The sequence below is a fragment of the Mesonia aestuariivivens genome, assembly GCF_019311235.1.
Taxonomy (GTDB): domain Bacteria; phylum Bacteroidota; class Bacteroidia; order Flavobacteriales; family Flavobacteriaceae; genus Mesonia; species Mesonia aestuariivivens.
This window is the reverse complement of the sequence record NZ_JAHWDF010000001.1, coordinates 1-26,343: the sequence shown is the minus strand read 5'-3', so window position 1 is coordinate 26,343 and position 26,343 is coordinate 1. Positions and strand designations below refer to the sequence as shown.

Below are 26,343 nucleotides of genomic sequence, written 5' to 3'. Positions count from 1 at the left end.
TTATGCTTGTAAGATTTTTAAAATTTCTTTTCTCTCTTTTATATACACAATTGCCAAAAATAAGAAAAGTAAAAACGTTCCTATGAGGATATGGCTGTCAAATATATAAAACGATGCAAAAGCGAAAACGCTAGCTATAAATAAATATAAACCTATCGATCGTAAATTATAAGGTACTTTATAATATTTACGACTCAAAAGATAAGAAATAATAACCATTACGCTATAAGCAATCAAGGTTGTCCAGGCTGAAGCTATAAAACCAATTTCAGGAATTAAAAGGTAATTTAAAACAATGGTTACTACAGCGCCAATTAATGATATATACATTCCGAACCTAGTATTATCTGTTAGTTTATACCAAATAGATAAATTGAAATAAATTCCTAAAAGCAGATTTGCTAAAAGCACTATAGGTACAATTTCAATAGCTATCCAATAAGAACGATCTGCCACTAATATTTCTTTGAAAAAATTAAGATATGCGGTAACAAATACTAACATCAAACTTCCTAAAATCACAAAATATTTCATCACCATCGCGTAGGTATTCTTCGCATTCTTTTCTTTGGCATGACTAAAAAAGAAAGGTTCTGCACCTAATCGAAAGCCTTGAATAAAGATGGTCATAAATACCGCAATTTTATAACATGCACTATAAGCCCCATTGATATCTTTTCCTAATAATTGTGGAATTAACCATTTATCAAAATTTTCATTAATAATATAAGCCATTCCAGCAACCATAACTGGCCAACCATAGGCTAATAATTTTTTAAGTATTGAAAACTCAAATTGAACTTTGGATTTAAAAAAATAAGGCAATAACAATAAAAAAGTTAACGCACTAGCAACCAAATTAGATACAAATACATAATGAACTGGATCATCTTTATAGAGCTCTAAAAATCGAATATTGTATGTTGGCATTGCCCAAAGAAAAAACAAATTTAAAAGTACATATGTAAAAACATTGCTCAACTTAATTATAGAAAATTTAATAGGTCTGCCTGAAGCTCTTAAATAAGCGAAAGGAACAACTACCAAAGTATCTAATGCTAAAACTCCAATCAAAAAATTGAAATGAGACAGTTTTAAGTTTACATAATTTGAAATAGAATCATTAAAATACCAGACTAAACCAAAAAACAGAATTGTAGTGATAGTTAAGCTAATTAATGCTGTTGAAAATACACGATCTTGTTTAGCTTTCTCTTTATTAAAAAAACGGAAAAAAGAAGTTTCCATTCCGTAAGTTAATAACACATTAAAAAAAGCAGCGTAAATGTAAAAGGTGGTGTTATCTGAATAACTAGCATTTTCTAAAGTACCCGTGTGCAAGCGCACTAATAGAAAGTTCATTAATCTTGGTAATACGGTTGCTAAACCATAAATAAAGGTGTCTTGAAAAAAACGTTTTAAAGTACTCAAATTGAACTCTCTTAATAAAATTTAAATGTATCAATTTTAAACACGGTTTTCAATGTTTTTATAGAAAAAGAAAACCCCGAATTGCTTCGAGGTTTTATAATAAATTTAGCTAATCTTTTAAATTTAATACTACTTACAGCGTTTATTTGTTCAAGGCCTCTGCACCACCAACAATCTCTAAAATTTCATTGGTTATCGATGCTTGACGTGCTTTATTATAAGACAGTTTTAAAGAATCTCTTAATTCTGTCGCATTATCAGTTGCTTTATGCATAGCGGTCATACGAGCCCCGTGTTCTGAAGCAAAAGAATCTCTCAAGGCTTTATACAATTGAATTTTTAAAGACTTTGGAATTAATTCTTCAATGATTTTCTCTTTTTCAGGTTCAAAAATGTATTCAGACTGTACATCTTCTTCTACATTTTCAATAGGTTGAATAGGTAAAAACTGCTCTGTAGTAACTACCTGCGTAGCTGCATTTCTAAAGCTATTATAAACAATCATGACTTGATCGTAATCACCTTCAACGAAAGACTTCATAATATCTTCAGCAATTACTGCTACATCATCAAATTCTAATTGATCAAAAATGCTTACATTATGATTGGCAATGCTAAATGTTTTCTTTAGAATATCATTTGCTTTTTTACCAATAGTGTATAATTCTACTTCTTTATCTTTTAACCTATTCTCATACAAAGATTTTACGCCTTTAATGATATTGGTGTTAAAAGCACCCGCTAATCCACGGTTAGAAGAGATTGCCACTACCAAAACTTTTTTCACCTCACGTTGTTCAGAGTATTTACTTTCACTCCCTTGATCAAGACTAGCACTAAGGGTTTGCAAAAGTTCTGTAAGTTTATCTGCGTAAGGACGCATGGCAGTAATAGCATCTTGCGCTTTACTCAACTTAGCAGCAGAAACCATTTTCATGGCACTGGTGATCTGCATGGTTGAAGAAACCGAGGTAATCCTACTACGTAATTCTTTTAAATTTGCCATATTGTTAGTAATGAGTTAATAGTGGTGAGTATTAAAAATTGAAGTTTTTAACACTCACCTCTCAAATCTAATTTTTATATTTTGCTGAAATTTCTGATGCTGCGTTTCTTAATACTTCTAAAGACTCATCAGTTAATTTTCCTGCTTTCAATGTATCTAAAGTATCTCTGTGCTTCGCTTTTAAGTACTCTAAATAATCTACTTCAAATTCTTTTACTTTATCTACAGGAACTTCTCTTAATAAGTTCTTAGAACCCGCATATACAATAGCGATTTGATCTTCTACTGGGTAAGGATCGTTTTGAGCTTGTTTTAAAATCTCTACGTTACGCTTACCTTTTTCAATAGTACTTAAAGTTGAAGCATCTAAATCTGACCCAAACTTAGCGAAAGCTTCTAACTCACGGTATTGCGCTTGATCTAATTTTAATGTCCCTGCTACTTTTTTCATTGATTTAATCTGAGCAGAACCTCCCACACGTGATACAGAAATACCTACGTTAATTGCAGGACGAACACCAGAGTTGAATAAATCTGAAGTTAAGAAAATCTGACCATCGGTAATTGAAATTACGTTGGTTGGAATATATGCTGAAACGTCTCCTGCTTGGGTTTCGATAATTGGTAAAGCAGTTAAAGAACCTCCTCCTTTTACTTTATCTTTTAAAGATTCTGGAAGGTCATTCATCCCTTTAGCGATATCATTATCATTAATTACTTTTGCAGCACGCTCTAATAATCTTGAGTGAAGGTAAAAAACATCTCCAGGATATGCTTCACGTCCTGGTGGACGACGTAATAATAAAGACACCTCACGGTAAGCTACTGCTTGCTTAGATAAATCATCATAAATAATTAAAGCTGGACGACCTGTGTCTCTAAAATACTCACCAATAGCAGCTCCTGCAAATGGTGCATAAACCTGCATAGGAGCAGGGTCTGATGCATTTGCAGCAACAATAGTAGTATAAGCTAAAGCACCTTTATCTTCTAAAGTTTTAGCAATACCTGCAACGGTAGAGGCTTTTTGACCAATAGCCACATAAATACAATATACTGGTTCACCTTTATCAAAAAATTCTTTTTGATTAAGAATGGTATCTATACATACGGTTGTTTTACCAGTCTGACGGTCACCAATAACTAACTCACGCTGACCTCTTCCTACAGGAACAAGAGCATCGATAGATTTAATACCGGTTTGCATTGGCTCTGTAACTGGTTCACGATAAATAACCCCAGGCGCTTTACGCTCTAATGGCATTTGAAAAGTTTCACCTGTTATAGGACCTTTACCATCAATTGGATTTCCTAAGGTATCTACCACACGACCAACAATACCTTCACCTACATTAATAGATGCAATACGTTGCGTACGTTTAACGGTATCTCCTTCACTAATTTGTTTTGATGGTCCTAATAATACTACCCCAACATTATCTTCTTCTAAGTTAAGTACCATTCCTTCTAAACCACCTTCAAACTCAACAAGTTCTCCGTATTGTGCGTTAGCAAGACCATAAATGTTAGCGATACCATCACCCACAGTCAATACAGTTCCCACCTCGTCTAATGAAGCCTCTGCTTCAAATCCTGATAGTTGTTCTTTTAATATTGCTGATACTTCAGCAGGGTTCACTTCTGCCATAATTAATTATTATAAATAGTATAAATAATTATACTGTTTTTATTTAATTTAAACGTGTGCTTTATTTTTAAATCTCGTTTTAAGAGCATTCAATTTTCCTTGAATACTAGCATCATATTGCTGGTCTCCAATTCTTAAGATAAAGCCTCCTAAAATTGCCTTATCTATTTTGCTTTTTAAAGTTACTTCACTTCCTGTTAAGGCTTTCACTTTAGTAAGTATTTTCGCTTCCATTTCTGGTGTTAAAGTCTCTGCGGTTGTAACCCTAGCTACTTTGACATTATTTCTTTCATCGTAAAGCTCTATAAACTTATGAGCTACTAAATGTAAATCTGCAATTCTACTATTAGCGGCTAAAACTTTAAAAAGATTTTTAAGCGTAACCGAAGCATCTTTAAAAATCGCATTTAAAGCATTTACTTTTAATTTCGGTTTTACGACCGGACTTTTTAGAACATTACGTAATTCTTGACTATTTATAAGTGTTTTATAAATATCTCGAACTTCTTTATTGACCGCTTCTTGATTTTTATTCTCTTGAGCTAAATCTAATAAAGCTTTCGCGTAACGTTGTGCTGCTCTACTACTTGCCATAATTTTAGTTTAACTTAACATCATCAAGCATGCTGTCAACCAATTTCATTTGGTCTTCTTTATTATCAAGCTCTTTTTTCACTACTTTCTCAGCAATCTCTATAGAAAGACTGGCTACTTGCGCTTTTATTTGTGCTAATGCAGAATGTTTCTCTGCTACGATAGCTTCTTGAGCATTCATAAGAATCTTGTTCGCTTTTTGTTCTGCTTCTGTAGAAGCTTCAGCAATCATTTTCCCTTTAATCTCACGAGCTTCTTTTAGCATTGCATCACGTTCTTCACGTGCTTTCTTTAAAAGCTTATCATTACTAGCCTGAAGATTCTTCATCTCCAAACGTGCTTTTTCGGCAGAATCTAAAGCTTCATTAATAGAGCTTTCTCTGTCTTTGATTAAACCCAAAATGGGTCTCCAAGCAAATTTTGCTAATAAAAAGACTAGTATTACAAACACTACGGTTTGCCAAACTATTAATCCAATTTCTGGCTTGATTAAATCCATAATATTATTTAATAATAATAATTTTTAATACTTCAATTTGTAAACTTATTCGCAACCAACCGTCACGAATAAGTTTAAAAAATTTTTACTTTAACACACCTAATAAGGCAGCAACTACTCCAAAAAGAGCAACACCCTCAATAAGTGCAGCAGCAATAATCATTGCAGTCTGAATCTTACTAGCTGCCTCTGGTTGACGAGCGATAGCTTCCATAGCTGAACCACCAATCTTACCAACACCAATACCAGCTCCGACAACTGCTAAACCAGCTCCTAAAGCTGCTAAACCAACATATAATAACTCCATAGTAAAAAAAATTAAAAATTAAAAATTAATGATGTTCATGTTCTGCTACTGACATACCAATAAATAAGGCAGACAGCATTGTAAATATAAAGGCTTGTAAAAATGCTACAAGTAATTCTAAAACTGAAATAAACAATGCAAAAGGAACAGAAACTCCTGCTACTCCTGCACTTTCTAGTATAAATATTAAACCTAATAAACTTAGTATAATAATATGCCCTGCAGTAATATTTGCAAATAAACGAATCATTAAAGCAATAGGCTTAATAAACAAACCTAAAAGCTCAACAACAGCAAGAATTGGTTTCACGAAAGTTGGGATACCTGGCATCCATAAGGTATGCTTCCAAAAATCTTTATTACCATTTACAAGCATTAATACTAAAGTAACCAGACCTAAAGAAACAGTTACTGAAATATTCCCAGTTACGTTAGCCGCTCCAGGAAACAAACCTAATAAGTTAGTTATCCAGATGAAGAAAAAAACCGTTAATAAAAAGGGCATAAACTTCATATACTTCTTCTCTCCAATCTGAGGTCTTGCAATTTCATCTCTAACAAAAAGAACCAAAGCTTCCATTGCGTTATGAACGCCTTTAGGAGCTCTCTCTGTTTTCTTAAGTTTTCTAGACATGTTAAGAAAAAGCACAAGCATAATAATTACCGTTAAAAACATAGCCGCTACGTTTTTGGTAATTGAAAAGTCTAAAGGCTTTGACGCATTAATAGGATGATTTTCTTCATCTAACTCAACTGCATGCGCATCGTCATTTAGCTGATAAATTTTCTCGTGGAAATTCACAAAACGCTCGCCGTTCTTTTCTACCACGTGATGCCCTGAGGTATCGTGATGAAATTCACTAGACATAAACGTAACCAAACCAGCATCTGTATAAAGAATTACTGGCAATGGTAAAGTCACTGCGTCTTCGTTTTCTCCAAAAAAGTGCCAACCATGAGCATCACCAATGTGGTGCATAATCATATCTGTTGGATTAAAGTCCTCTTCAGCCTCTTTTAAAGACTTTTCTGAAGCGTAACTTGCAACACCACCAAGTAAGGCTGTTAAAGCTAAACAAACAAGGTTTTTAAATAAATTACTGGCTCTCATAAATTCCTTTTAAACTTAAACTAAGGGCTTAAAATTGGCTGCAAAGATAATTTTTTAATTTTTATCTGAAAGCCTGTAGAGATCTTTTTTAAAAAGATTGAATAACAACACGCAAACCTCTATAAAACAATAAACTAATTCTTATTAAGCAGTTTATAAACATAGACGGTTTCAAACCCTAAATATATTAAATAAGGAATAAGAATCATCATTACATTAGCAAACATATCTACTTTTAACCTCATCATCATAGGAAGCATGAATATTACAGTTGCTAGCATTTTTAGAAGGCTGCAAGCTACAAACACAAAACCCGCTTTAGATTTATCTAACGACGAAAAGTACATTAGAAGTGAACACGTAATAAAGGCTAATGAAAAATGAAATAAATAAATTTGTACTACTGAATAATACAAATTTACCTGAATTACAGAACCCACAGTGTATTGTATAGATAGCAAAATGGCCGTCATCACTAACAAGGACAAAGTAAGCCTTAAAAAGTTATTCTTCATTTCTAAAAAATTTACATTGATTTTACTTCTTTATAGACTACATATAGCGCTATAAAGACTCCTAATAATGACCCTGTAACAGTAGCGAATGGGGCTATAGACTCAAATTTACTATCGAGCCATACTCCTATGAAAGTAGTGACAAGAATGGTAAGGACCATCTGAATACCTACGCCTGCAAATTTAACATAGGTGTTAAGCGATCCTTTCTTTTTTTCTTTTTCCTCGTTTTCCATCGTCTTCTAAAGTTTTAACTGAGCCTTTCATTACACAGGTTGAATTGAAAGTCGCTCCATGATCTACCTGCAAATTTCCGGTAATTACTTCTCCTTCAATAAAAGCGGTAGATTTTAAACTTAAAGTTTCTTTTACTACCATTTTCCCTGAAAATTTACCTTCAAAATCAGCGCTATCACATTCTATCTCACCATTTACAAAGCCTGTTTTGCCTACCACAACTTTTCCTGAAGTTTTTAAATTTCCTTCTATTCTACCTTCTATTCTAAAACTTCCCTTACCTTCAATGTTTCCGGTAATTGTTGTTCCTTGTGATATTTTATTTTGTTCTTTAGCTCCTTCTGTAGACACTCCTCTATTTTTTTTGCTTTCTGAAAACATGATTTAAAATCTTTACTGAGACTGCTTAGCTAAATAAGCCTCTAAATTTTTATGAACTTGTATAATTTGATAATTATCATCTGAAATACTAAAATATTCCCGATTTATTTTATACTCTTTTTCTTTTGCTAATATTTCTGCAAAACCTTCTGCTCCCAATTTACTCGACAAACCGTGAACGGTTATAAAAAATTGCTGAGGAGTATAAAAATCTATAGAGGTATAAAACTGATTTTCATATCCCTTTTCGACTATAGCTTTATCTAAAATTTCTTGTAGTTGAGCTGCAGCCTTTTCTTTTCCGCTCAGAAACGAATAGACTAAATAGTATTTTGCATCAGTTTTGTTTTCAGCAAAAGTTTCATTTTTTAAATTAGGTAACGACTCTTTTATTATTTGTTCTGCTTTTTTACCTTCTTCACTTTGTGGATAGGTTAATGCAACATAATTTAACGCTTCTTTATAAGCATCGAAACCCTCATAACGGCCTTTGGCAAATGCTTTTAATAATTCAAATTTAGGGACAATATCTTCACCTGTATATACATCGATGTATTTTTCGGTATCATTAATCACCTCTTGAAATTGATCGTTTTTATATTTTCTATAAACCGAAGTATAAACTGCCTCTGGGCTACTGTCGTCATCTCTTAAAGATCGTGGGTTTTTAAGTATACTAGCATAACGAGAATCTGGGTGTTGGGATAAAATGTTTTGTTTCCACTTTTCCATCATTGCAACATTTTCTGTTGCTTCATAAATTTTATACAAGTTATATTTTGAAGGCAATACAAGACGCTCTTGCGGATTATTTTGAAGCAAGGTCTCCAGTTTTTCTGAAGCCAACTCATATTCTTTAAATTTCTCTTTATAGATCACCCCCAATTGATAATAAGCAAAATTTCTTTCTTTACCAATACTGTCTATCACCTTTTCATCACTAGGCACCTGTTCTAAATAAGTTTCTGGATTGTAGGCAGGGTCACTTTCTATTAAAGCTAAAAAATCTTCTTCTTCTTTAACTTCATCATCACGTCTACTTGCATTTGAGCTTGCTTTGTATCTCCAATTGTCACTTAACTCACGACCTCCCCAAACTCTATTAAATTTCTGTAGGCCTTTGGCTACTTGATTTGCATTGTAAAAATAAAAAGTTGAAGATCTACTATTAGAAGATAAGTTGCTCTGTTGACTTCCAAAAAGATTTTGTGGGTTACTATTTTCAGACTCTCTGTTTAATTGCTCGGCATTAGCAATTGCTTTTTGCTTCATCTTTGCCGTTACTTCTTCAAAATAAGCTAATCGCTCTTGAGATGACATTTTTACAAGATGAAGAATACTATCGTCTTTTTTAGCGATATCTTCATAAAGAATCACATCGTCTAAATTTTCTCTCTTCTTTTTGATGCTACGATATTCACGTGTATTTTCAGTTAAATTTGTAAGCGTACTATCAAAATAAGCGCCAGCTATTTTATATTGTGCTTGATCAAAATTAATATTTCCTAAAGTTAAATAATCTCTAGAAAGCAAATAACTATCTTGAGATTGTGTTCTTAAGGATTTATTGTAGTATTCTACAGAACCTTCAATAGAGTCTGTACTTTTGTAATATTGAGCTATTTGGTAATAAATTTTATCGAGAAATGGTCTGTTTTCTCTATTTTCTTGCATTTCTTCAAGCAGTTCTCTTAGCGCCAAATGATCTTCTTGAGTATAGTCAAAGTTTTTTGCTTTCTGCAGATATGCATTGATCATATAAACGCGAGGGGTTTTACGATTTAAAGCAATAACTTTATCAAAAGATTTGTTAGCACTATCTATTTCACCCAACCGATCATAAATTTGACCTTTTATAAATAAATACCTTCCTTTTTGCTCTTTTGAAGAGGTGTTTTTTATAGCCGTTTCTAAGGGTTTAATCGCTTTTTCTTTTTCTTCTAAATTTAAATAAGCTTGTGCCATTGCAGCTGATGCATGTGCAAGGTCTTCTTCTTCAAATTCTACTTCTTCTTCAAAGAGCTTTTGTAGGTTTTGTAATGCAAGCTCATTATTACCCATTCTCATATAAGCTTTCTCACGCCATACTTTTGCAGCAATTAAACGGTCACTTTCTGGATAATCTGTAAGAATATAATTGAAAGCTTCTAAGGCTGGAAAAAACCGCTGATCATAATACCTCGCTTTTCCCAATAGCAAAAAAGCTTCATCCATTTGCGGATTATGTTCTTCGCCCGCAATACGCATATTATGTTTTTGAATCGCTTTAGTTGCTTTTTCTTCTGCTCGTTGAAAATTAGCATTTTTTGACTCGGAAGAACTAGCTTTTTCTTCTACTTGCATTCTTTCTAAAGGCAAAATTTGCCAATAATCGTCTGTATAATTTTGTGCTAATTCTTCGTTACCTGCTTCTAAAGCTAAGTTACCATTGTACAAAATATTATAATACGTGCCCATCGCATGAAAATTGCGATTAAGCCATTTATCTTTTTTTCTAGAACAAGAAAATATGACTGTAAGAGCCAAAACAGCCACACAAAAATTGACTAGGGTTGAAAAGTTAATCTTCTTCAAATTCATTAATTATTAGCTATTTAGATAACTAAGATTTACTACTTTTAGTATGGTAGTGCGTAAAAATACGTTTCTTTATAAGAATTTAAAGAATATAGTTTAATTTTTTGAATTCTATCTATTAAAATACGCTTCTAACTCTTCTAAAGTAGCTTGACTGGTTTGAATGTCTTTTACCGGTTCACCTTTATCTAAAACTACGATTCTCCTACAAACTTCGGTGACATGAATAAGATCGTGACTCGAAATTAAAATTGTAGTTGCGGTATTTTCATCTAAATCTTTAATGATTTTTTTAAGACGTATTTGTGTGGTGGGATCTAAGTTGGCAAAAGGTTCATCTAAGATAACGACTTCAGGGTTTCCGATAAGCGCTGCGACAATGCCTGCCTTTTTTTGATTTCCTTTAGAAAGATCGCGCAGGTATTTCTTTTTCTGAAGAATTTCATCATTAAAAAACTCTTCGTATTGTTTTAAAAATGAATTGACATCTGCTTTAGATTGCCCACGTAAATCGCCAATAAAATAGAAGTATTCTTCCGCAGTAAGATACCCAATCAAAAAACTTTCATCAATAAAAGAAGAGGTAAAAGGTTTCCACGCTTCACTTTCATTTACAATGATATTTTTATTTTTGATGTAACCATTGGAGGGCTGAATTAAATCTAGTAACAGACTAAAAAAAGTGGTTTTTCCTGCTCCGTTATTTCCTACCAAACCAAAACTTTCTCCAGTCGGTATGTCTAAATTTTCTATATTTAAAACGGTAACACCGTTATAACTTTTACTTAAATTGCTTACACTAATCATGATAAGTTATTTTTTCTCGCCAAAGGCAGCGATGGTTTTATATTTTTGTTTCTGATATACTTTCTCAATGTGGTTTAAGAAAAAGTTGGTAAATACTATTCCTAAAATTCCTGATACCGCTAGACAAATAATACCAGTTTCAAAATTGATTAACTTATAAGGAATGTAAAATATAAGTATAGGTCCTAAAATTTTAGGTAATGCAATTAATAATTGCGTAGGATTAAAACCTTGTGTATTACTAAAAGCTTTTGCTTTCACATTTAATTCTACAGGAACGCGATTTAAGGCACCTCCATATAAAGTGATAAAAGAGTTTAAGCCCATATTAAATAAAGCCCCAGCTGCTATCATAACAAAAATATCCCAACCAAAATAAATATAGGGTGTGCTTAGAATGAATGAAACTCCTACTGCAAAAACCATTAGCAACCATTTAGATTTTAAATATTCACGATACGGAATATTTTGGCTCATTAAAAGTTTATAATATTCGCTATCCCAAGAAGGCACCAATTGCCCAAAAGACATTAAAAAACCGCCGGTTACAAACATCGATGCAAAAGCTAAAAATGCAGGCATATCTTGATAGGCTTTTTGTGTGTAAAAAATAAGACCGTAAAAAAGAAACATAAACGACATTAACAACACTTGTTTTGGGCGCTTGTTTCTTATAATCATACGTACATCATTTTTTAAAAAAGGTGCTATTTTACCAAATCTATTGAGCCAGGTAAACTCTTGGGTATGCACCTCTTTAGTTTCTTTAGCAATAGCCCCGTCTAAGTAAAAATCTTTTCTAATAAACTTGAAATTTACACGATACAACATGACCATAAGTAGTAACGGAATTAAAACCGCATAAGGTTTGTTGTAAATACTATTAAAAAAATAACCTGCCGGTTCTGTTATTGCATAAATACCATAAAACTGAAGTAATCCCAATCCAATAATAATCACTGCTAGCACATAAAATACCTTATTTATTTTATTCAATAAAAAATTAAGATAATTAATGGAAAGCGTAAAAAACAAGATTGAAAAAAACCAAGCTACCACACGTATTACTGAATACCCCTCTACTAATAAAACCACAGAAAAAGGTAAAAAGAAAAATAGCGGTAGAAAATTGAAAAACGATATAGAAGTTTTACCTAATAAAAAATGAATAACAGTACTTCGGTTAACAGGTATCACCATATAAGGCTTTATATTTAATACTGGTAATTGCTGCATGAAAAACCTTAGCATAACATCGGCCAAAAACCAATAAATTAAAAAATTATTCACCACTTCTACGGGATCATTGTTAGGCATTGCTTTTTGAATACCGTAAAAACCTACAGACCCCATAAATATTGCCATACCTATAAAATACAAAGCACCTAATGCCAAGAGTATTTTTATAGCAATTCCTTTTTGAAAATAGGAAGAGCGCGAAAACTGCTTCCACTCTAAAGAGACAAAACGTTTAAACATAATTGATTTGGTTTTGTTTTTTTTTAATAAGTAGGTATTTAATCTAATACGTTACACTTTTTCTAATTTCATTTCAGGATAAACACTGTGTAAAATCTCTTCTTTTTTAGCTAGTAAGATTTTAAAGACGATATAATGAAGTACAAAACTAAAGGTTATTAAAAAGCCCAAAAATATAGCTACATATTGATAAGAAAAGCTTTTTTCAATAGTCCAAAACCAATAAAAAGGCATGAAACCTAATGAGCCAACGTCACCTGTTTTTAACAGAATTTCTTCTAACAAATAAATCCGACCTTTTTCTTTTTTCTTTTGTTTTTGAATTTTTTGCAAACGTATCAATTCGTAAAACATCCAAATCAATTCAGCAAAAACTATCCCACCAATAATTAAAACTCCTATTTCTTTTTGAAGCAGTAAAAAAGAAAGTAACCAAATTAAGAAAGCAACTATAATTACTTTAAGAAGTTTTAAGAACTGAAAAACTTCTTTTTTTACTAATTTAAAGTAACGCTTTTGCATGGCTTGTTGCCGTTCTTCAACTACATCGCCAAAACCAAAAATGCCGAATTTCTTAAATTCTTGCTGAAGTAACATTTCAAACTCTAGCTCTGGATTTTCCTGCCAATGTTTTTCGATTGCAGATGCTAAATGGTCGACCAACTCGGTTTGTACATCGTAATATTCAACATAATGCTGACGTGTAAACTCGTATAAACGCTCGATTTGTTCAGCAGAAAGATTTTTCATGAAAGTAGAAATTTATCTTTATAGAATTTAAAATAATTTACCTGTGTAAACGCAAAGCTTATATTGAACCACGTAATTATCACTAGGGAAATAGAGTACGTAAAAATATAATCATCTACAATTTTCAATACCAAATCAAATACCAAATAGTTTATAAAATAACACAACACCGCTGAACGATTTATAACAGAAATTTTTTGCTTTCGAAACCAAAAAAATGGATAAATAAGACTCAGAAAAACCACACTTCCCGCAATAACTATATGAATAGCTTTAAAATCTACTTGATCAATCAATGAAGTATTTAGTAAAGTAATACTGATCACTAAAAACAGCGTCTGAAAAGCTAAAACCTTCTGATGAAATAAATTTTTAACCACCTGTTTTAAAATCCGTTTATCTAAAGCCCAGCGGTATTTGTGTATATTTTTCAGCAAAGCTTTTTTATGCTGAATCATATACATTTTAAACTCCTCATAAAAATCTGACGTATTATTTTCTATAAATCGGTTTTCAATTTCAGAAGCCACGTGATCGACCACTTCTGAGCGAGTATCGATGTACTCAACGCCAGAATTTTTGAGGTAATTATCTATAAATTGTATTTCTTCTTGGGTTAATTGCTGCTTCATCCTAAACTTGGTTTTGGGTTCACAATGCCTTGTATGGTTTCAATAAAACGTTCTAATTCTTCAATTCGGCTTACTTCTTCTTTATTTCCGGCTTGGGTGAGTTTGTAGTATTTTCGTAATCGGTTATCTACGCGTTGCATTTCAACCTCTAGAAAACCATCGGCTTCCAACTTATGTAAAGCAGGATAAAGAGCACCTTCAGTGATATTCAATTCTCCCTGCGTAAGCTCCTTTACTTTTTGGGTAATCTCGTAACCATACATTTTGTGAGTTTCTGTTAAGAGCTTCAGAATAATGATAGAAAGGCTCCCTTTATATAATTTTGAATTAGACATGTTACCAATTTAAATTCAGCCAAAAATACATAATTTTCTTATGCATATAAAACTTAGGTATTATATTTTACTTTAAATAGTTTAAAAAAACGCTTGACTTTGTATTTTTGCTGAAAAATTAATTAATGAAGAACTTTCATTCCTTATCTATAAAAGAAGTTATTAGAGAAACTGCTAAGTCGGTAAGCTTAGTTTTTAACGTACCTGAAGATTTAAAAACTACTTTTAAATTTACAGCGGGACAATATATCACCATAAAAAAAGAAATCGATGGCGAAGAATTAAGACGCTCTTATTCCATCTGTTCTACTCCAAAAAGTGGAGAATTAAAAGTGAGCGTAAAAGAAATTGCTGATGGTAGATTTTCTTCTTACGCCAATAATGAATTAAAAGCCGGAGACACCTTAGATGTATTTTTACCAGAAGGCAAATTTACTTTTACACCTTCTAAAGATGCGGGTCACCATACCTATGCTGCTTTTGTGGCAGGTAGCGGAATCACACCTGTAATGTCGATTATTAAAACCGCCTTAACAGAAGAAGAGCATAGCAAATTTGTACTAGTTTATGGTAATCGAACCCCAGAAGAAACCATTTTCTTTAAAGAATTACTCGAATTACAGGCAACTTACCCAGATCGGCTTTTTATAGAATTTGTATATAGTCGTGCTCAAAATGAAGATTCTTTCTTTGGAAGAATTGAAAAGAGTACCGTAAATTTTGTGATGAAAAATAAGTTTAAAGGTCATCAATTTAGCGACATTTATTTATGTGGTCCAGAAGAAATGATCGACTTAGTTTCTGAAGTACTTCAAGAAAATAAAATCGCTAAAGAAAATATTCATTATGAATTGTTTAGCTCTAGTGAAGAAGGTGAAATTGTAGCTAATCTTGACGGAAAAACTCAAATTACAGTAATGGTAGATGATGAAGAAAAAACCTTCATTATGGATCAGAAAAAGAATATTCTTGATGCGGTTTTAGATGAAGATTTAGACGCACCCTATTCTTGCCAAGGTGGAATTTGCAGTTCTTGTATTGCCAGAATTACTGAAGGAAAAGCAGAAATGGCGAAAAACCAAATTCTTACCGATGATGAAGTTGAAGAAGGATTAACATTAACTTGCCAAGCGTACCCCATAACTCCTACTATTAAAGTAGATTATGATGATGTTTAAAATATTAGTTTATTAAAATTTAAATCCCTTTAATTATTTTGTTAAAGGGATTTTTTATTTAAAAATTCAAATAGTTAAATAAATGTTAAAATTAAGTTTTAAATAAATTATAAAATTAATATAATTCAATTTTTTAACTAAAAAAAATTTTTTAAATTATATAAAAAGTTAAATTAAAATGAATAGATGAAAAACTAACAAACGTTTGTTAATATATAAATCATATACTTTTAACGTTATAATAAATAATTATATATTTATGACATAACTAACAAAAAATAGAATATGATACACAAATACTTGTTTTTTTTAAAAAAAAATAAAATTAATTTATTTTTTTTGCTGTTTTTAACATTAATTTCTCAATACACCAGTGCAAGCGACTTTGATGATAAAAAAAAGGGAACATCTATTTTTCTTAACTCCCCAGAATATCTCCCTTTAACAATTCAATCAGGATTTAATGAAGATGTAATTGCCAATGGTACAGGCCCAACAGCTAATTCTACCACCAGCGATATTGATGGAACTGGTTTTTGTTTTTTAGTAGAAGGCTTGACTGTAGCTGACGGAGACACACCCAGCACTGTTGGTTTAAATCCTTCAGGATATTATGACGAAACTCAAAATTATGATGGCGCAGTTTATCAGTTTGCCAATTACGATGAGAATAACGCATTAAGACTTTCTAATACAACAGAAATGTCGGGTACGTTGACGTTTGAAAACCCCGCTTCTTTTACAAACTTATACCTTTTAGCTACTTCTGGTAGCGCTAATTCAACTATAGATGTAATCGTTAATTTTGAAGACAATACTTCTCAAACAATTAATGGTAAATCTGTACCAGACTGGTATAACAGTAACAATCCGCCAGCTATAATTACAGGAATTGGTAGAGTAAATACTAATGATGATAATATAGAATCACCATTTAACAATCCAAGAATTTACCATTTAACTTTAGATATAGATTTAGCAAATTATTCAAAAAACGTAGAGAGCTTAACGATTACTAAAACGAATACCGACGGCGTAGTAAGTGTTTTTGCTGTTAGTGGAAAGACTTCAGCTGAATGTTTACAACCCACTAATTTAGATCTAAATAATATAACAACAAATTCAGCTTATTTAACTTGGGATGCTGGTAGCACAGAAACTGCTTGGCAAGCAGCAATTCAAGAAAGTGGTTTAGCAGCACCTGAATCTGGTAGTGAAATCACAACTGCTGAAAATCTTTTTGAAAACTTATTACCCGCTACCGAATATACAATATACATAAGAGCCGCGTGTGGTGATGTAGATTCTTACAGTTTTTGGAGTTCTATTACCTTTTTTACCAATTGCGAAGTGGCCACTGGATTAGAAGAAGGCTTTGAATCTTCTACTTCAACACCTAATTGCTGGAGTGTAATAAATGAAGGTGACAGTAACACATGGTTTGTAAGTAATGGTAATGCACACTCAGGAACAAACTATGCTCAGATTAATTATTCTTCTAATGCTGCTCATAACGATTATTTAATTACAGCTCCGTTCTTGGTTACTGCAAATACTAGTGACGAACTAAGGTTTTGGGCAAGAAATTATAGTAATACATACTTAGAAGAATTCAACTTGAAAATTTCGACCACAGGAAATAGCGAAGTAGATTTCACAGAAACTTTAGAAGCTAATATTTCACCTTCGACTACTTGGACAGAGTATTCTTATAATATTTCAGACTATATTGGAGAAACTGTTTACATCGCTTTTCAAGCTACTTCTCAAAATCAATATTATCTATATATTGATGATGTTCAAACTTTCGGAATTCCTTTATGTCCTTCTCCTACAGATACTGAATTAGATGAAGTAAGTACGACAACAGCTACTTTATCTTGGACTGCCGGTAGTACAGAAACTTCTTGGGAAGTAGCCATCGTAGAAACAGGAATAGATGCTCCTACAACTGGAGAAGAAATTACCGAAGCTAATTACACATCCGAAAATTTAACATCTAATACCTCATACGATTTTTATATTCGAGCTATTTGCAACGAAAATGATTCTAGCGAATGGATGGTTTACACTTTCAATACAAATTGTGAAACTGCAGCTGGTTTAGACGAAAGTTTTGAAGACAGCACAACCATCCCTAATTGCTGGACAACTATAAACGATGGGGCTTCTAATAACGAGTGGGAAGTTTATACTTTTGCTGGAAACACGGGAAGTAATTCCATACGTATAGAATCAGACACTAACGCTCACGACGATTATTTAATAAGTCCAAAATTTAGTGTTACCGCAAATGAAAGTGACTTATTTAATTTTTGGAGTTACAACCAATCTCAATTTTACGCACAAAGTTTTGATATTTTAATTTCTACAACTGGTAGAGCCACAGAAGATTTTATAGAAGTACTTGCAAGTGATATTACACCAAATACTAGCTGGGGAGAATACACGTATGATCTTTCAGAATATGTAGGTAGTGATATTTACATCGCATTCAGAAATACAAGTATAAATACTTTTAATCTATTTTATTTATACCTAGACGATATTAAGACCTCACCAAAACCGTTCTGTGAGGCACCTACAAATTTAAATGCTCCTGTAGTTACGTTAACTTCTGCAGAATTAACTTGGGATGCTAACGATGCCGGTGCTTGGGACGTTGCCGTTCAAGAACTTGGTGCTGGCATACCTACTTCAGGAGAAGAAGTCCTTACAAATTCATACAACACAGATATTACAGAACAAACCGTATATGAGTTTTATGTACGTGTAAATTGTAATGATGTAGATGGCTATAGCCCTTGGGCTGGGCCTTATACATTTGGAGTATATTCTAAATTAGAACCTGTTTCTGGATTAACAGATGATGTAATTGCAAACGGTATTGGAGCCCCTTCAACTTCTACTATTAACGATATTGATGGAGCTGGTTATGTCTATATGTCTGAAGATTATCAGTTAGACGAAAATGCATCTCCTGTTGGACAAAATGGCAACGGTTTACCTATAAATGGAGATTTAACGAAAGAAAATGCAGAAACTAGCGGGTTACATTTTCAAATGTCTCCTTTTGATTCACCATATGAAGGAAATAATTCATTGCGCCTTGAAACAGTTTCTGCTAATGGAACTTTAACGTTTAACGATGTTGAACCAGCAGAAAGTTTACATTTAATGGTTACCTCTGGAAGTGGTTCTGCTGAAATGACTGGTACAATTACTTTTGATGATGGCAGCACACAATCTATTGGAACAACAGCTGTTCCAGATTGGTATAATAATGAAACTCCTCCAGTTATCATAAGAGGAATCGGTCGGTTAAACTTAGGAAATCAAAATGTAGAGGCTTCTACTACTAACCCAAGAATTTATGAGTTAGAAATTGCTATAGATGAAGCTAACCAGTCTAAATCTATTTCAGAATTATATTTTGAAAAAGCCTCTGGTGATGGTGTAATTAATGTATTTGGAGCAAGTATAAAGCTAAGTTTACCTTCTTGTTTAACCCCTACAGAGGTTGTTATTAACAATATTAATGATAATTCTGCTGACGTTTCTTGGACTGCAATTGGCAATGAAACAGAATGGAAAGTAGTTTACGGTCCTGAAGGTTTTGATATAGCTACTGAAGGAACTACGGTTACTGACGATGACGGAGATTTAGGTGTAACACTAACCAATTTAAATCCAGAGTTTACCTATGACGTTTACGTAATTGCTGTTTGTGATGCTGACTTTGAAAGTGATCCTTCTAATCTTGAAACGTTTACTACACTACAAGAACCTTGTGAAATTCCTACAGCAATAACTATTACCAATATTACTGATACTTCTGCAGATATTTCTTGGAATGCAAATAGCGATGAGATAGAATGGATAGTTACTTACGGGTTAACAGGTTTCAATCCAGAAACTGAAGGAAATACCATAACAGACAATGACGGTAATTTAGGGGTAACTCTTACAGACTTAAATCCAGAATTTGATTATGAAGTATATGTTACTGCCGTTTGTGATGTTGATTACTCGAGTGAAATTTCAGAACCCGCAAATTTCACTACTCTACAAGAGCCTTGTGAAACTCCTACTGAAATCACAATAACAAATATCACTACTACTGCTGCTAATGTTTCTTGGACTTCAAATGGAGATGAAACAGAATGGATTGTTACTTATGGGGTAACAGGTTTTAATCCTGAAAACGAAGGAAATACATTTTACGATAATGACGGTACTTTAGGGGTAACCCTAACTAATCTTGAGCCTCAGGAAAGCTACGATATATATGTTACTGCAATATGTGCTTTAGATAATTTTAGTGAAAATAGTAATGTTGAAACTTTTGAGACTTTAACATTAGGTTTAAAGAGTCATAACTTTGCAGGATTTAGCTTATATCCTAATCCTACAAGAGGCTTAGTAAATATTCAATCTCATAAAATTATTCAGCAAGTAATTATCTATAATTTATTAGGTCAAAAAGTGTTTTCAAAAGAAATAAATTCTGCTAAAAAAGAACTTAACATCAATCATTTGGGAGCAGGAAGTTACCTTATGCAAATTAGCATTAATAACGCAACAAAATCTGTAAAATTAATAGTAATTAACTAAATAAAATAAACTTAAAAAAGGTTTTGCTTGAGTACTATTCAAGCAAAACCTTTTTAAGTTAACTCAAGTTAAATTAGGATTTTTTGAATTTCAACTGTTTAATACTTAGAAACAAAATATAACAAAATATGACACACTTAATCCTTCACAAAAAAATTTCATATTACATAACTAGTATTTACCAAAAGGTGTTTTTCAAGCAAAATTCAAGTGAAATAATTCCCATGAAAATATACAAAAATGAAATTCGTAATAATTTTAAATACCGTTAATTATCTAGGCTAACTTTTTCAATTAGAAAACATAATATAAATGTAATATGAGAAATTTTTACTTCTTATTAGGATTGATAATTTTTTCGTTTCCTACTTACTCGCAGAATTACATTATGGGTGAGCAAGAAAATATTGTTACTTGTACCGGAAATTTTTATGACACCGGAGGGCCTAATGAAGGTACTGCATTTCCTGAAGAAACTGTTGTGACTACCATTTGTCCAGATTCAAACTCAGACTTAAACATTCAAGTCATTTTTAATTCTTTTATCACCTCAAGCACAGACATTCTCTATGTTTACGACGGAGAAAACACGAATGCTCCTTTAATAGATTCTTTTAGTGGTCTAATAAACGGTCCTTTTACCATTTCTGTTAGCGATCAAAGTCCTTCTGGTTGTCTTACTTTTGAATATATTCCCGATGGTATGCCTTCCCCATTAGATGGCTGGGAAGCTGTAATTTCTTGCGTTGAAGCTTGTCAACTAATTACACCAAACATTACAAATATAAATCCTTCAAACTTAGAAAACGGAACTTATACGGTTAATGTTTTTACTGAAATCACTTTTAATGCTGAAGCTATCTTTGAAAATAATGGTAATAATGCTATTTATACTTGGGATTTTGGAGATGGAACAACAGCAACAGGTACTAACGTTTCTCATACTTTCACAGATTTAGATACTTATATTATAGAATTAACTGTTACAGACGAAAATGGTTGTGAAGCAACTATTACAATTCCTGTTAATGTTATATTTTTTGAACAAGATGGAGACTGTGTAATTACCACCGTTAATTTTGATTTTGAAGAACCTGTTGTTCCTTCATATGCTACTTTTTTAAATGATAATGATGTGCCAGGTTGGTTTACCACAGCCACTGACAGTCAAATTGAAGTTTGGAGAACTACAAATGCTGGTGGTGGACTCCCTGCCTATTCAGGAAATCAATATATAGAATTAAATGCCAATCAAGCCTCTGGAGTTTATCAAGACTACAATACTCCTGTACAAGGAACAGAATTTTACTTTAGCTTTGCTCATGCAGCAAGAAACCTCTCTCCTTCTGGTAATGATATTGTAGGGGTTTATGCAGGTAGCCCAGGTTCGAACCTAACTCAAGTTGCCCAGTATTCTACGGCTATTAATGAAGGTTGGGACGTTAAAGTTGGCACCTATACTGTACCCAACGATCAACCTACCACCCGATTTGAATTTCGTGCAATTTCAACCGCTTCAGGAAATAATACAGTAGGAAACTTTTTAGACGCTATTCAATTCACGGCAAATTTAGGTGTAGTTACCCAACCGCAAAATATTGCTTGTACCAATCAAGTTACTCTAGAAGCAAGCGGAAGCGGACAGTGGATTGCTGATACAGGTAATCCAACCCCAACTGTTATCGAAAACCCAAATAATAACATCACTTTAGTAACTGGCTTAGATGATTTAGGCACTTACTCTTTTACATGGACTAACCAATATTGTGAAGATTCCATTAATGTAGAAGTAACTGAAGGTGATGCTGCTTTAAATACAAATGCTATTGATATTCTAGGACAATGTGACACTGATGGTATTAATTCTGAAATTTATAACCTCACACAGACTGAACCGCAATTCATTGATAACTCTGAGCAATTTATTTTTTCTTATTATGAAAATGAATCAGACGCCACAGCCGGAAATAATAACACTATTAATGATCCAGAAAATTACACTCTTGTTAATGACACTCCTTATACCATTTATGTTAGAATTGAAGATGAAAATTGCACACTAATTGCAGAAATTAATTCTATTATTTATACGGCTCCTGTTATTGAAAATTTTGAAAACTTATCAAATTGTTTCCCTAACATACAAGAAGCTACATATAATTTGGAAGAAAATACCGCTAATATTTTAGGCGCTCAAAATGCAGCACTTTTCAATATTTCTTATCATGCCTCACAAGATGATGCAAATAATAATGTAGATCCACTTCCTCTGACAGATTATACTCCAAATTCAGTAAATGAGACAATTTACATTAGAATAGAAAATTCAAATAGTTCTAATTGTTATGTTACAGATAATTTTGAGGTTATTACATACACCGTTTCAGCAACTCTTCCTCCAGCCATAGAAGGATGTGATGAAGATAACGATGGAGAAACTATTTTTAATTTAACTGAAAACGAATCAGTTATTTATAATGGCCAAAACCCTGCTAACTTTACGATTAGTTATTATACTTCTCAAGCAGCGGCTGATATTGGTGACTCTAACACAGCTATTGCTAGCCCTTCAACTTATTCAGGAGATACAGAGGTCAATACCATTTATGTAAGAATAGAAAATAATGCTAATCCATCTTGCTATGAAACGACTAGTTTTACAGCAACAGGTTTTTATAGTGGTATTGTTAACGATGTACCGGCAGAAGACAATGTAGTTTGTGTTGAGATTTTATCTGATGCCAGTTTTGATTTACAAGAAAACACCGCTACTATTTTAGGCGCTCAAGATGCAGCAGATTTTAATATTTCTTACCATGGTTCACAAGATGATGCAGATAATAATGCAAGCCCTCTTCCTTTAACAGGTTACACACCAAGCTCAGAAACCGAGACCATTTTTGTGAGAATAGAAAATATTAACAAGACAGACTGCTATACTACTGGAAGCTTTGAGATTAAAGTCAACACCATTCGCATCGGCGATTTAAGCGATGTAGCTTTAGAAGAGTGTGATGATGATAATGATTCTAGCGCTAGTTTCAATTTAGTTGAAGAAGTAGATGCTTTGGCGTTAGCCGGTCAGGATTCATCAGCCTATACGGTAAGTTACTATACGAGTCAGGCTGATGCTGATCTGGGTATGAGTGCTGCTGTAAATAACCCTTCCTCTTTTACTAATACTCAAGGTGAGACTCCAGAGGTGGTTTATGTACGTGTAGAAAACAATGAAGACAGTGATTGTTACCGTACCGCAAGTTTTACCGTAGAGAGTCATTATAGTGGCGTGGCTAATGAGCCTAATCCTATTGTAATCTGTAATAATGGTTTAGGCGATGGCACGGTAGATTTAACACAAAACACCCCTGTTGTTTTAGGCGAACAATCAGCGACAGATTTTAGCATTACTTATTACGAAACAGAAACCGCAGCAGATGCTGATGAACCAGGGATTTTAGATCCAGCTAATTATACTTATTTAGCAGAAGGTCAAGAAATTATTGTTCGTATAGAAAATATAGATCACCCAGAATGTTATAATTTAACGAGTTTTGAATTAGAGGTAACCAAAGTAATTGTTGGAGAGATCAGTAATAAGACAGCTTGCGATAACGGCAGCGCAAATACAGCTACCTTCAATTTACTAAACAGTGATGTAGAAGCATTATCAGGGCAGAGTTCATTAGCTTATACGGTAGATTATTATGCTAGTCAATCAGATTTAGATAATGGTATTGTTATCAATGACTATAGCGCTTATGAGAACACGAGTAATCCGCAGACAATTTATGTAAAGGTAAGCTCCAATGATAGTGAAGAATGTTTTTTAACCACTAGTTTTGAGATTGAAGCCACACCTTCTGCCGAGATATTTGATCCTAGTCCATTATTGGCTTGTGATAGTGATAATGATGGTTTTTATACGCTTTTTGATTTAGAGAGCAAGAGCTCAGAAATCACTGGCGGTAATACAGATGTTAGTATTAGTTACCACTTAACTTTAAGTGATGCTCAAAACAATGTCGATGCCATATCGAGTCCTTATTCAAATATTTCAGCCTATAACCAAACGGTTTATGTACGAGCGGTAGATGATTTAAATGGTTGTGTACAAACGACCACTTTAGCCTTAGCAGTTTATGACCGTCCAATGCTAGTTACACCTTCAGATTTGGAGACCTGTGATAACAACGACAATGGTCAAGCTTATTTTGATTTAACCTCTGTAGAAGAAGAAGTATTAAATGGGTTAGATCCTGCAACTTATGAAGTTACTTATTATACCAGTGAGCAAAATGCGAACGATGGTGTTTCTGCAATCACCAATGCTGGAGGATATCTTACCCAAACATCAACTCAAGAGGTATGGATTCGAGTAGAAGATACCGTCACTCCTGCAGGTTGCTATAGTGTAGTACCGTTAACCTTAATTGTTCATCCTCTACCAGAGCCGGTACAACCTACCCCTTTAGAGGTTTGTGATGATTTAGCTAGTGGCAGTGATACCGATGAGTTAAGTATATTTAATTTAACACAAAAAGAAGCAGAGATCACTGGCGGTGATTCTTCACTTATTGTGAACTGGTATGCTAGCGAAACAGATTTTGCTAATGGTACCCCTATCGCAACGCCAGAGAGTTTCACTAACGAGTTAGATAATGCACAAACCATTATAGCTGAAGTAGTAGATGAACAAGGCTGTAGTGCAACCACTACGCTTACCTTAATAGTAAACCCTTTACCTTCTCCCACCCCTAGTGAACAGTTAGCTGCTTATGAGGTTTGTGATGATGATAATGATGGATTTACTGAATTTGATTTAAGTACCTATGATCAATTAATCGCCAATGGCGAGGCCGATGTAGCAATCACTTATTATGCTACTGTGGCTAATGCAGAATTAGGAGATCCTCAAGATCAGTTGCCAGATTTATATACCAATATTCAAATTAATACGCAGGTCATCTATGCCCGTTCTACCAATATCAACACTGGTTGTTATCGCTATGTATCCCTTACATTAGTGACAACTCCTTTACCAGATTTGGTCGATCCAACTATAGATTTAGACTTGTTTATTTGTGATAACGAGAATAATACCACCACAGCAATATTTGATTTAACCCAAAACAATACAATCATTTATGGCAGTCAAGTTCCAGAAGATTTTAATATCAGTTATTACGAAAGTGAAACACAGGCAGAAAACGGCTTAAACCCTATCGGTAATCCAAGCGCATATTCTAATGCTGGGGTTAGTCCGCTAACAATTTGGTTCCGTATAGAAAATGCCGAAACAAGCTGTTTCCGTATTGGTTCATTTGAGCTAGTAGTAGGCAGTAATCCTAGCATCACCAATCCAAGTAAATTGAGTGTCTGTGATGATAGTGCTTTAGAGGCTACTGATGAGATCGGTTTATTTGATTTGACAGCTGCTATTCCAGAGATCACTACTAATGATAGTTCTTTAACGGCTTATTTCTATGAAAGCGCTGAAGATCTAGCCAATGATACAGCGATAGCCGATCCAGAGAATTACTTAAATATCGATAATGCTCAAACCTTAATTGTGCTTGTGGTAGGAGAGAATACTTGTTCAGCCCGAACCACCCTTACTTTAGAGGTAACGCCCAACCCAAGTTTAGCTGATAGTTTAACCGCTTTAACATCTTGTGATGTAGATAATGATGGGTATACTGAATTTAACTTGGAGGCAGCGATCGCCAATATCTTAAACGGCGAACCTAATGTAAGCATCACTTTCCATCTCACAGAGAATGCCGCTAATTTAGGGACAAATCCTATAGAAAATATCGAAGCCTATAGCACCACTAATGTAAATCAAACCATTTATGTGCGAGCAGAGAATACTGGAGTTAATGGAGATGATGGCACAGGCTGTTATAGCGTACGTTCACTAGCGCTTATTCAAGTAGCCACGCCAGAGATTCAGTTGGAATTAGAAGACCTCTATGTTTGTGATGATGCGACAGCTAATGGATTTGCTTCTTTTGATTTGACACAGAATGACGCTAATATCTTAGGCGATGTCGATGCGAGCAATTTAGAACTTACTTACCACACCAGTGAGCAAGATGCTATAGATGGGGTAAACGCTATTGCAGTACCTACCAACTATACTAATATCGCTAACCCTCAGCGTATTTATGTACGTTTAGAAAACACTGATACAGGCTGTATAGACACCTTTGGTTTTGCGGGTGATAATAGTTTTAGCTTAC

General features: G+C 33.5%; 19 protein-coding genes. 3 read left to right on the top strand and 16 right to left on the bottom strand.

What is annotated here, in order from left to right; translation table 11 throughout:
• The 16 genes from KW502_RS00095 to KW502_RS00020 all read right to left on the bottom strand — a co-directional run bounded on the left by KW502_RS00095 (position 1) and on the right by KW502_RS00020 (position 14,309).
• Complete coding sequence (locus tag KW502_RS00095) at positions 1-1,431, bottom strand: oligosaccharide flippase family protein (protein ID WP_219038489.1); 1,431 nt, start codon at positions 1,429-1,431, stop codon at positions 1-3.
• Positions 1,432-1,573: 142 nt separating this feature from the next.
• Entirely contained in the window at positions 1,574-2,437 is an 864-nt protein-coding gene (gene atpG / locus KW502_RS00090) for an ATP synthase F1 subunit gamma (protein WP_219038488.1), read from the bottom strand.
• Positions 2,438-2,504: 67 nt separating this feature from the next.
• Positions 2,505-4,085 carry a F0F1 ATP synthase subunit alpha gene (gene atpA / locus KW502_RS00085; protein WP_219038487.1) on the bottom strand — a complete coding sequence of 527 codons (1,581 nt, stop codon included), beginning with the start codon at positions 4,083-4,085 and terminating at the stop codon, positions 2,505-2,507.
• A 48-nt stretch (positions 4,086-4,133) separates the two neighbouring features.
• A complete protein-coding gene (gene atpH / locus KW502_RS00080) occupies positions 4,134-4,679 on the bottom strand; it encodes an ATP synthase F1 subunit delta (protein ID WP_219038486.1) in 546 nt (181 codons plus the stop codon).
• Between the two features lie 4 nt (positions 4,680-4,683).
• A complete protein-coding gene (locus KW502_RS00075; RefSeq protein WP_219038485.1) occupies positions 4,684-5,178 on the bottom strand; it encodes a F0F1 ATP synthase subunit B in 495 nt (164 codons plus the stop codon).
• A gap of 85 nt (positions 5,179-5,263) precedes the next feature.
• Positions 5,264-5,485, bottom strand: a complete 222-nt coding sequence (gene atpE / locus KW502_RS00070; protein ID WP_219038484.1) for an ATP synthase F0 subunit C — start codon at positions 5,483-5,485, stop codon at positions 5,264-5,266.
• A 25-nt stretch (positions 5,486-5,510) separates the two neighbouring features.
• Positions 5,511-6,596, bottom strand: a complete 1,086-nt coding sequence (atpB, locus tag KW502_RS00065) for a F0F1 ATP synthase subunit A (protein WP_219038483.1) — start codon at positions 6,594-6,596, stop codon at positions 5,511-5,513.
• Between the two features lie 134 nt (positions 6,597-6,730).
• Complete coding sequence (locus KW502_RS00060) at positions 6,731-7,111, bottom strand: DUF6168 family protein (protein WP_219038482.1); 381 nt, start codon at positions 7,109-7,111, stop codon at positions 6,731-6,733.
• 11 nt (positions 7,112-7,122) lie between these two features.
• The gene (locus KW502_RS00055; protein WP_219038481.1) at positions 7,123-7,347 is read right to left on the bottom strand and encodes an AtpZ/AtpI family protein; all 225 of its coding nucleotides are present in this window, start codon (positions 7,345-7,347) and stop codon (positions 7,123-7,125) included.
• Complete coding sequence (locus KW502_RS00050) at positions 7,307-7,729, bottom strand: bactofilin family protein (RefSeq protein WP_219038480.1); 423 nt, start codon at positions 7,727-7,729, stop codon at positions 7,307-7,309. Before KW502_RS00050 ends, KW502_RS00055 begins: the two co-directional genes overlap by 41 nt.
• Positions 7,730-7,741: 12 nt before the next feature.
• Entirely contained in the window at positions 7,742-10,309 is a 2,568-nt protein-coding gene (gene porW / locus KW502_RS00045) for a type IX secretion system periplasmic lipoprotein PorW/SprE (protein WP_255553903.1), read from the bottom strand.
• Between the two features lie 108 nt (positions 10,310-10,417).
• Entirely contained in the window at positions 10,418-11,113 is a 696-nt protein-coding gene (locus KW502_RS00040) for an ABC transporter ATP-binding protein (protein WP_219038479.1), read from the bottom strand.
• 6 nt (positions 11,114-11,119) lie between these two features.
• Positions 11,120-12,592: a DUF5687 family protein gene (locus KW502_RS00035; RefSeq protein WP_219038478.1), complete on the bottom strand. Its 1,473-nt coding sequence runs from the start codon at positions 12,590-12,592 to the stop codon at positions 11,120-11,122.
• 51 nt (positions 12,593-12,643) lie between these two features.
• Positions 12,644-13,342: a hypothetical protein gene (locus tag KW502_RS00030; RefSeq protein ID WP_219038477.1), complete on the bottom strand. Its 699-nt coding sequence runs from the start codon at positions 13,340-13,342 to the stop codon at positions 12,644-12,646.
• A complete protein-coding gene (locus KW502_RS00025) occupies positions 13,339-13,974 on the bottom strand; it encodes a hypothetical protein (RefSeq protein ID WP_219038476.1) in 636 nt (211 codons plus the stop codon). Before KW502_RS00025 ends, KW502_RS00030 begins: the two co-directional genes overlap by 4 nt.
• Positions 13,971-14,309, bottom strand: a complete 339-nt coding sequence (locus tag KW502_RS00020) for a PadR family transcriptional regulator (protein WP_219038475.1) — start codon at positions 14,307-14,309, stop codon at positions 13,971-13,973. Before KW502_RS00020 ends, KW502_RS00025 begins: the two co-directional genes overlap by 4 nt.
• 125 nt (positions 14,310-14,434) lie before the next feature.
• Between KW502_RS00020 and KW502_RS00015 the strand changes: the two genes are divergently transcribed.
• The 3 genes from KW502_RS00015 to KW502_RS00005 all read left to right on the top strand — a co-directional run.
• On the top strand, positions 14,435-15,487 hold the full coding sequence (locus KW502_RS00015) for a ferredoxin--NADP reductase (protein ID WP_219038474.1): 1,053 nt from the start codon (positions 14,435-14,437) through the stop codon (positions 15,485-15,487).
• Positions 15,488-15,826: 339 nt separating this feature from the next.
• Positions 15,827-20,101, top strand: coding sequence for a T9SS-dependent choice-of-anchor J family protein (locus KW502_RS00010; RefSeq protein WP_219038473.1), 4,275 nt, complete (start codon positions 15,827-15,829; stop codon positions 20,099-20,101).
• A 388-nt stretch (positions 20,102-20,489) separates the two neighbouring features.
• A partial coding sequence (locus tag KW502_RS00005) for a PKD domain-containing protein (RefSeq protein WP_219038472.1) occupies positions 20,490-26,343 on the top strand: 5,854 nt, incomplete at its 3' end.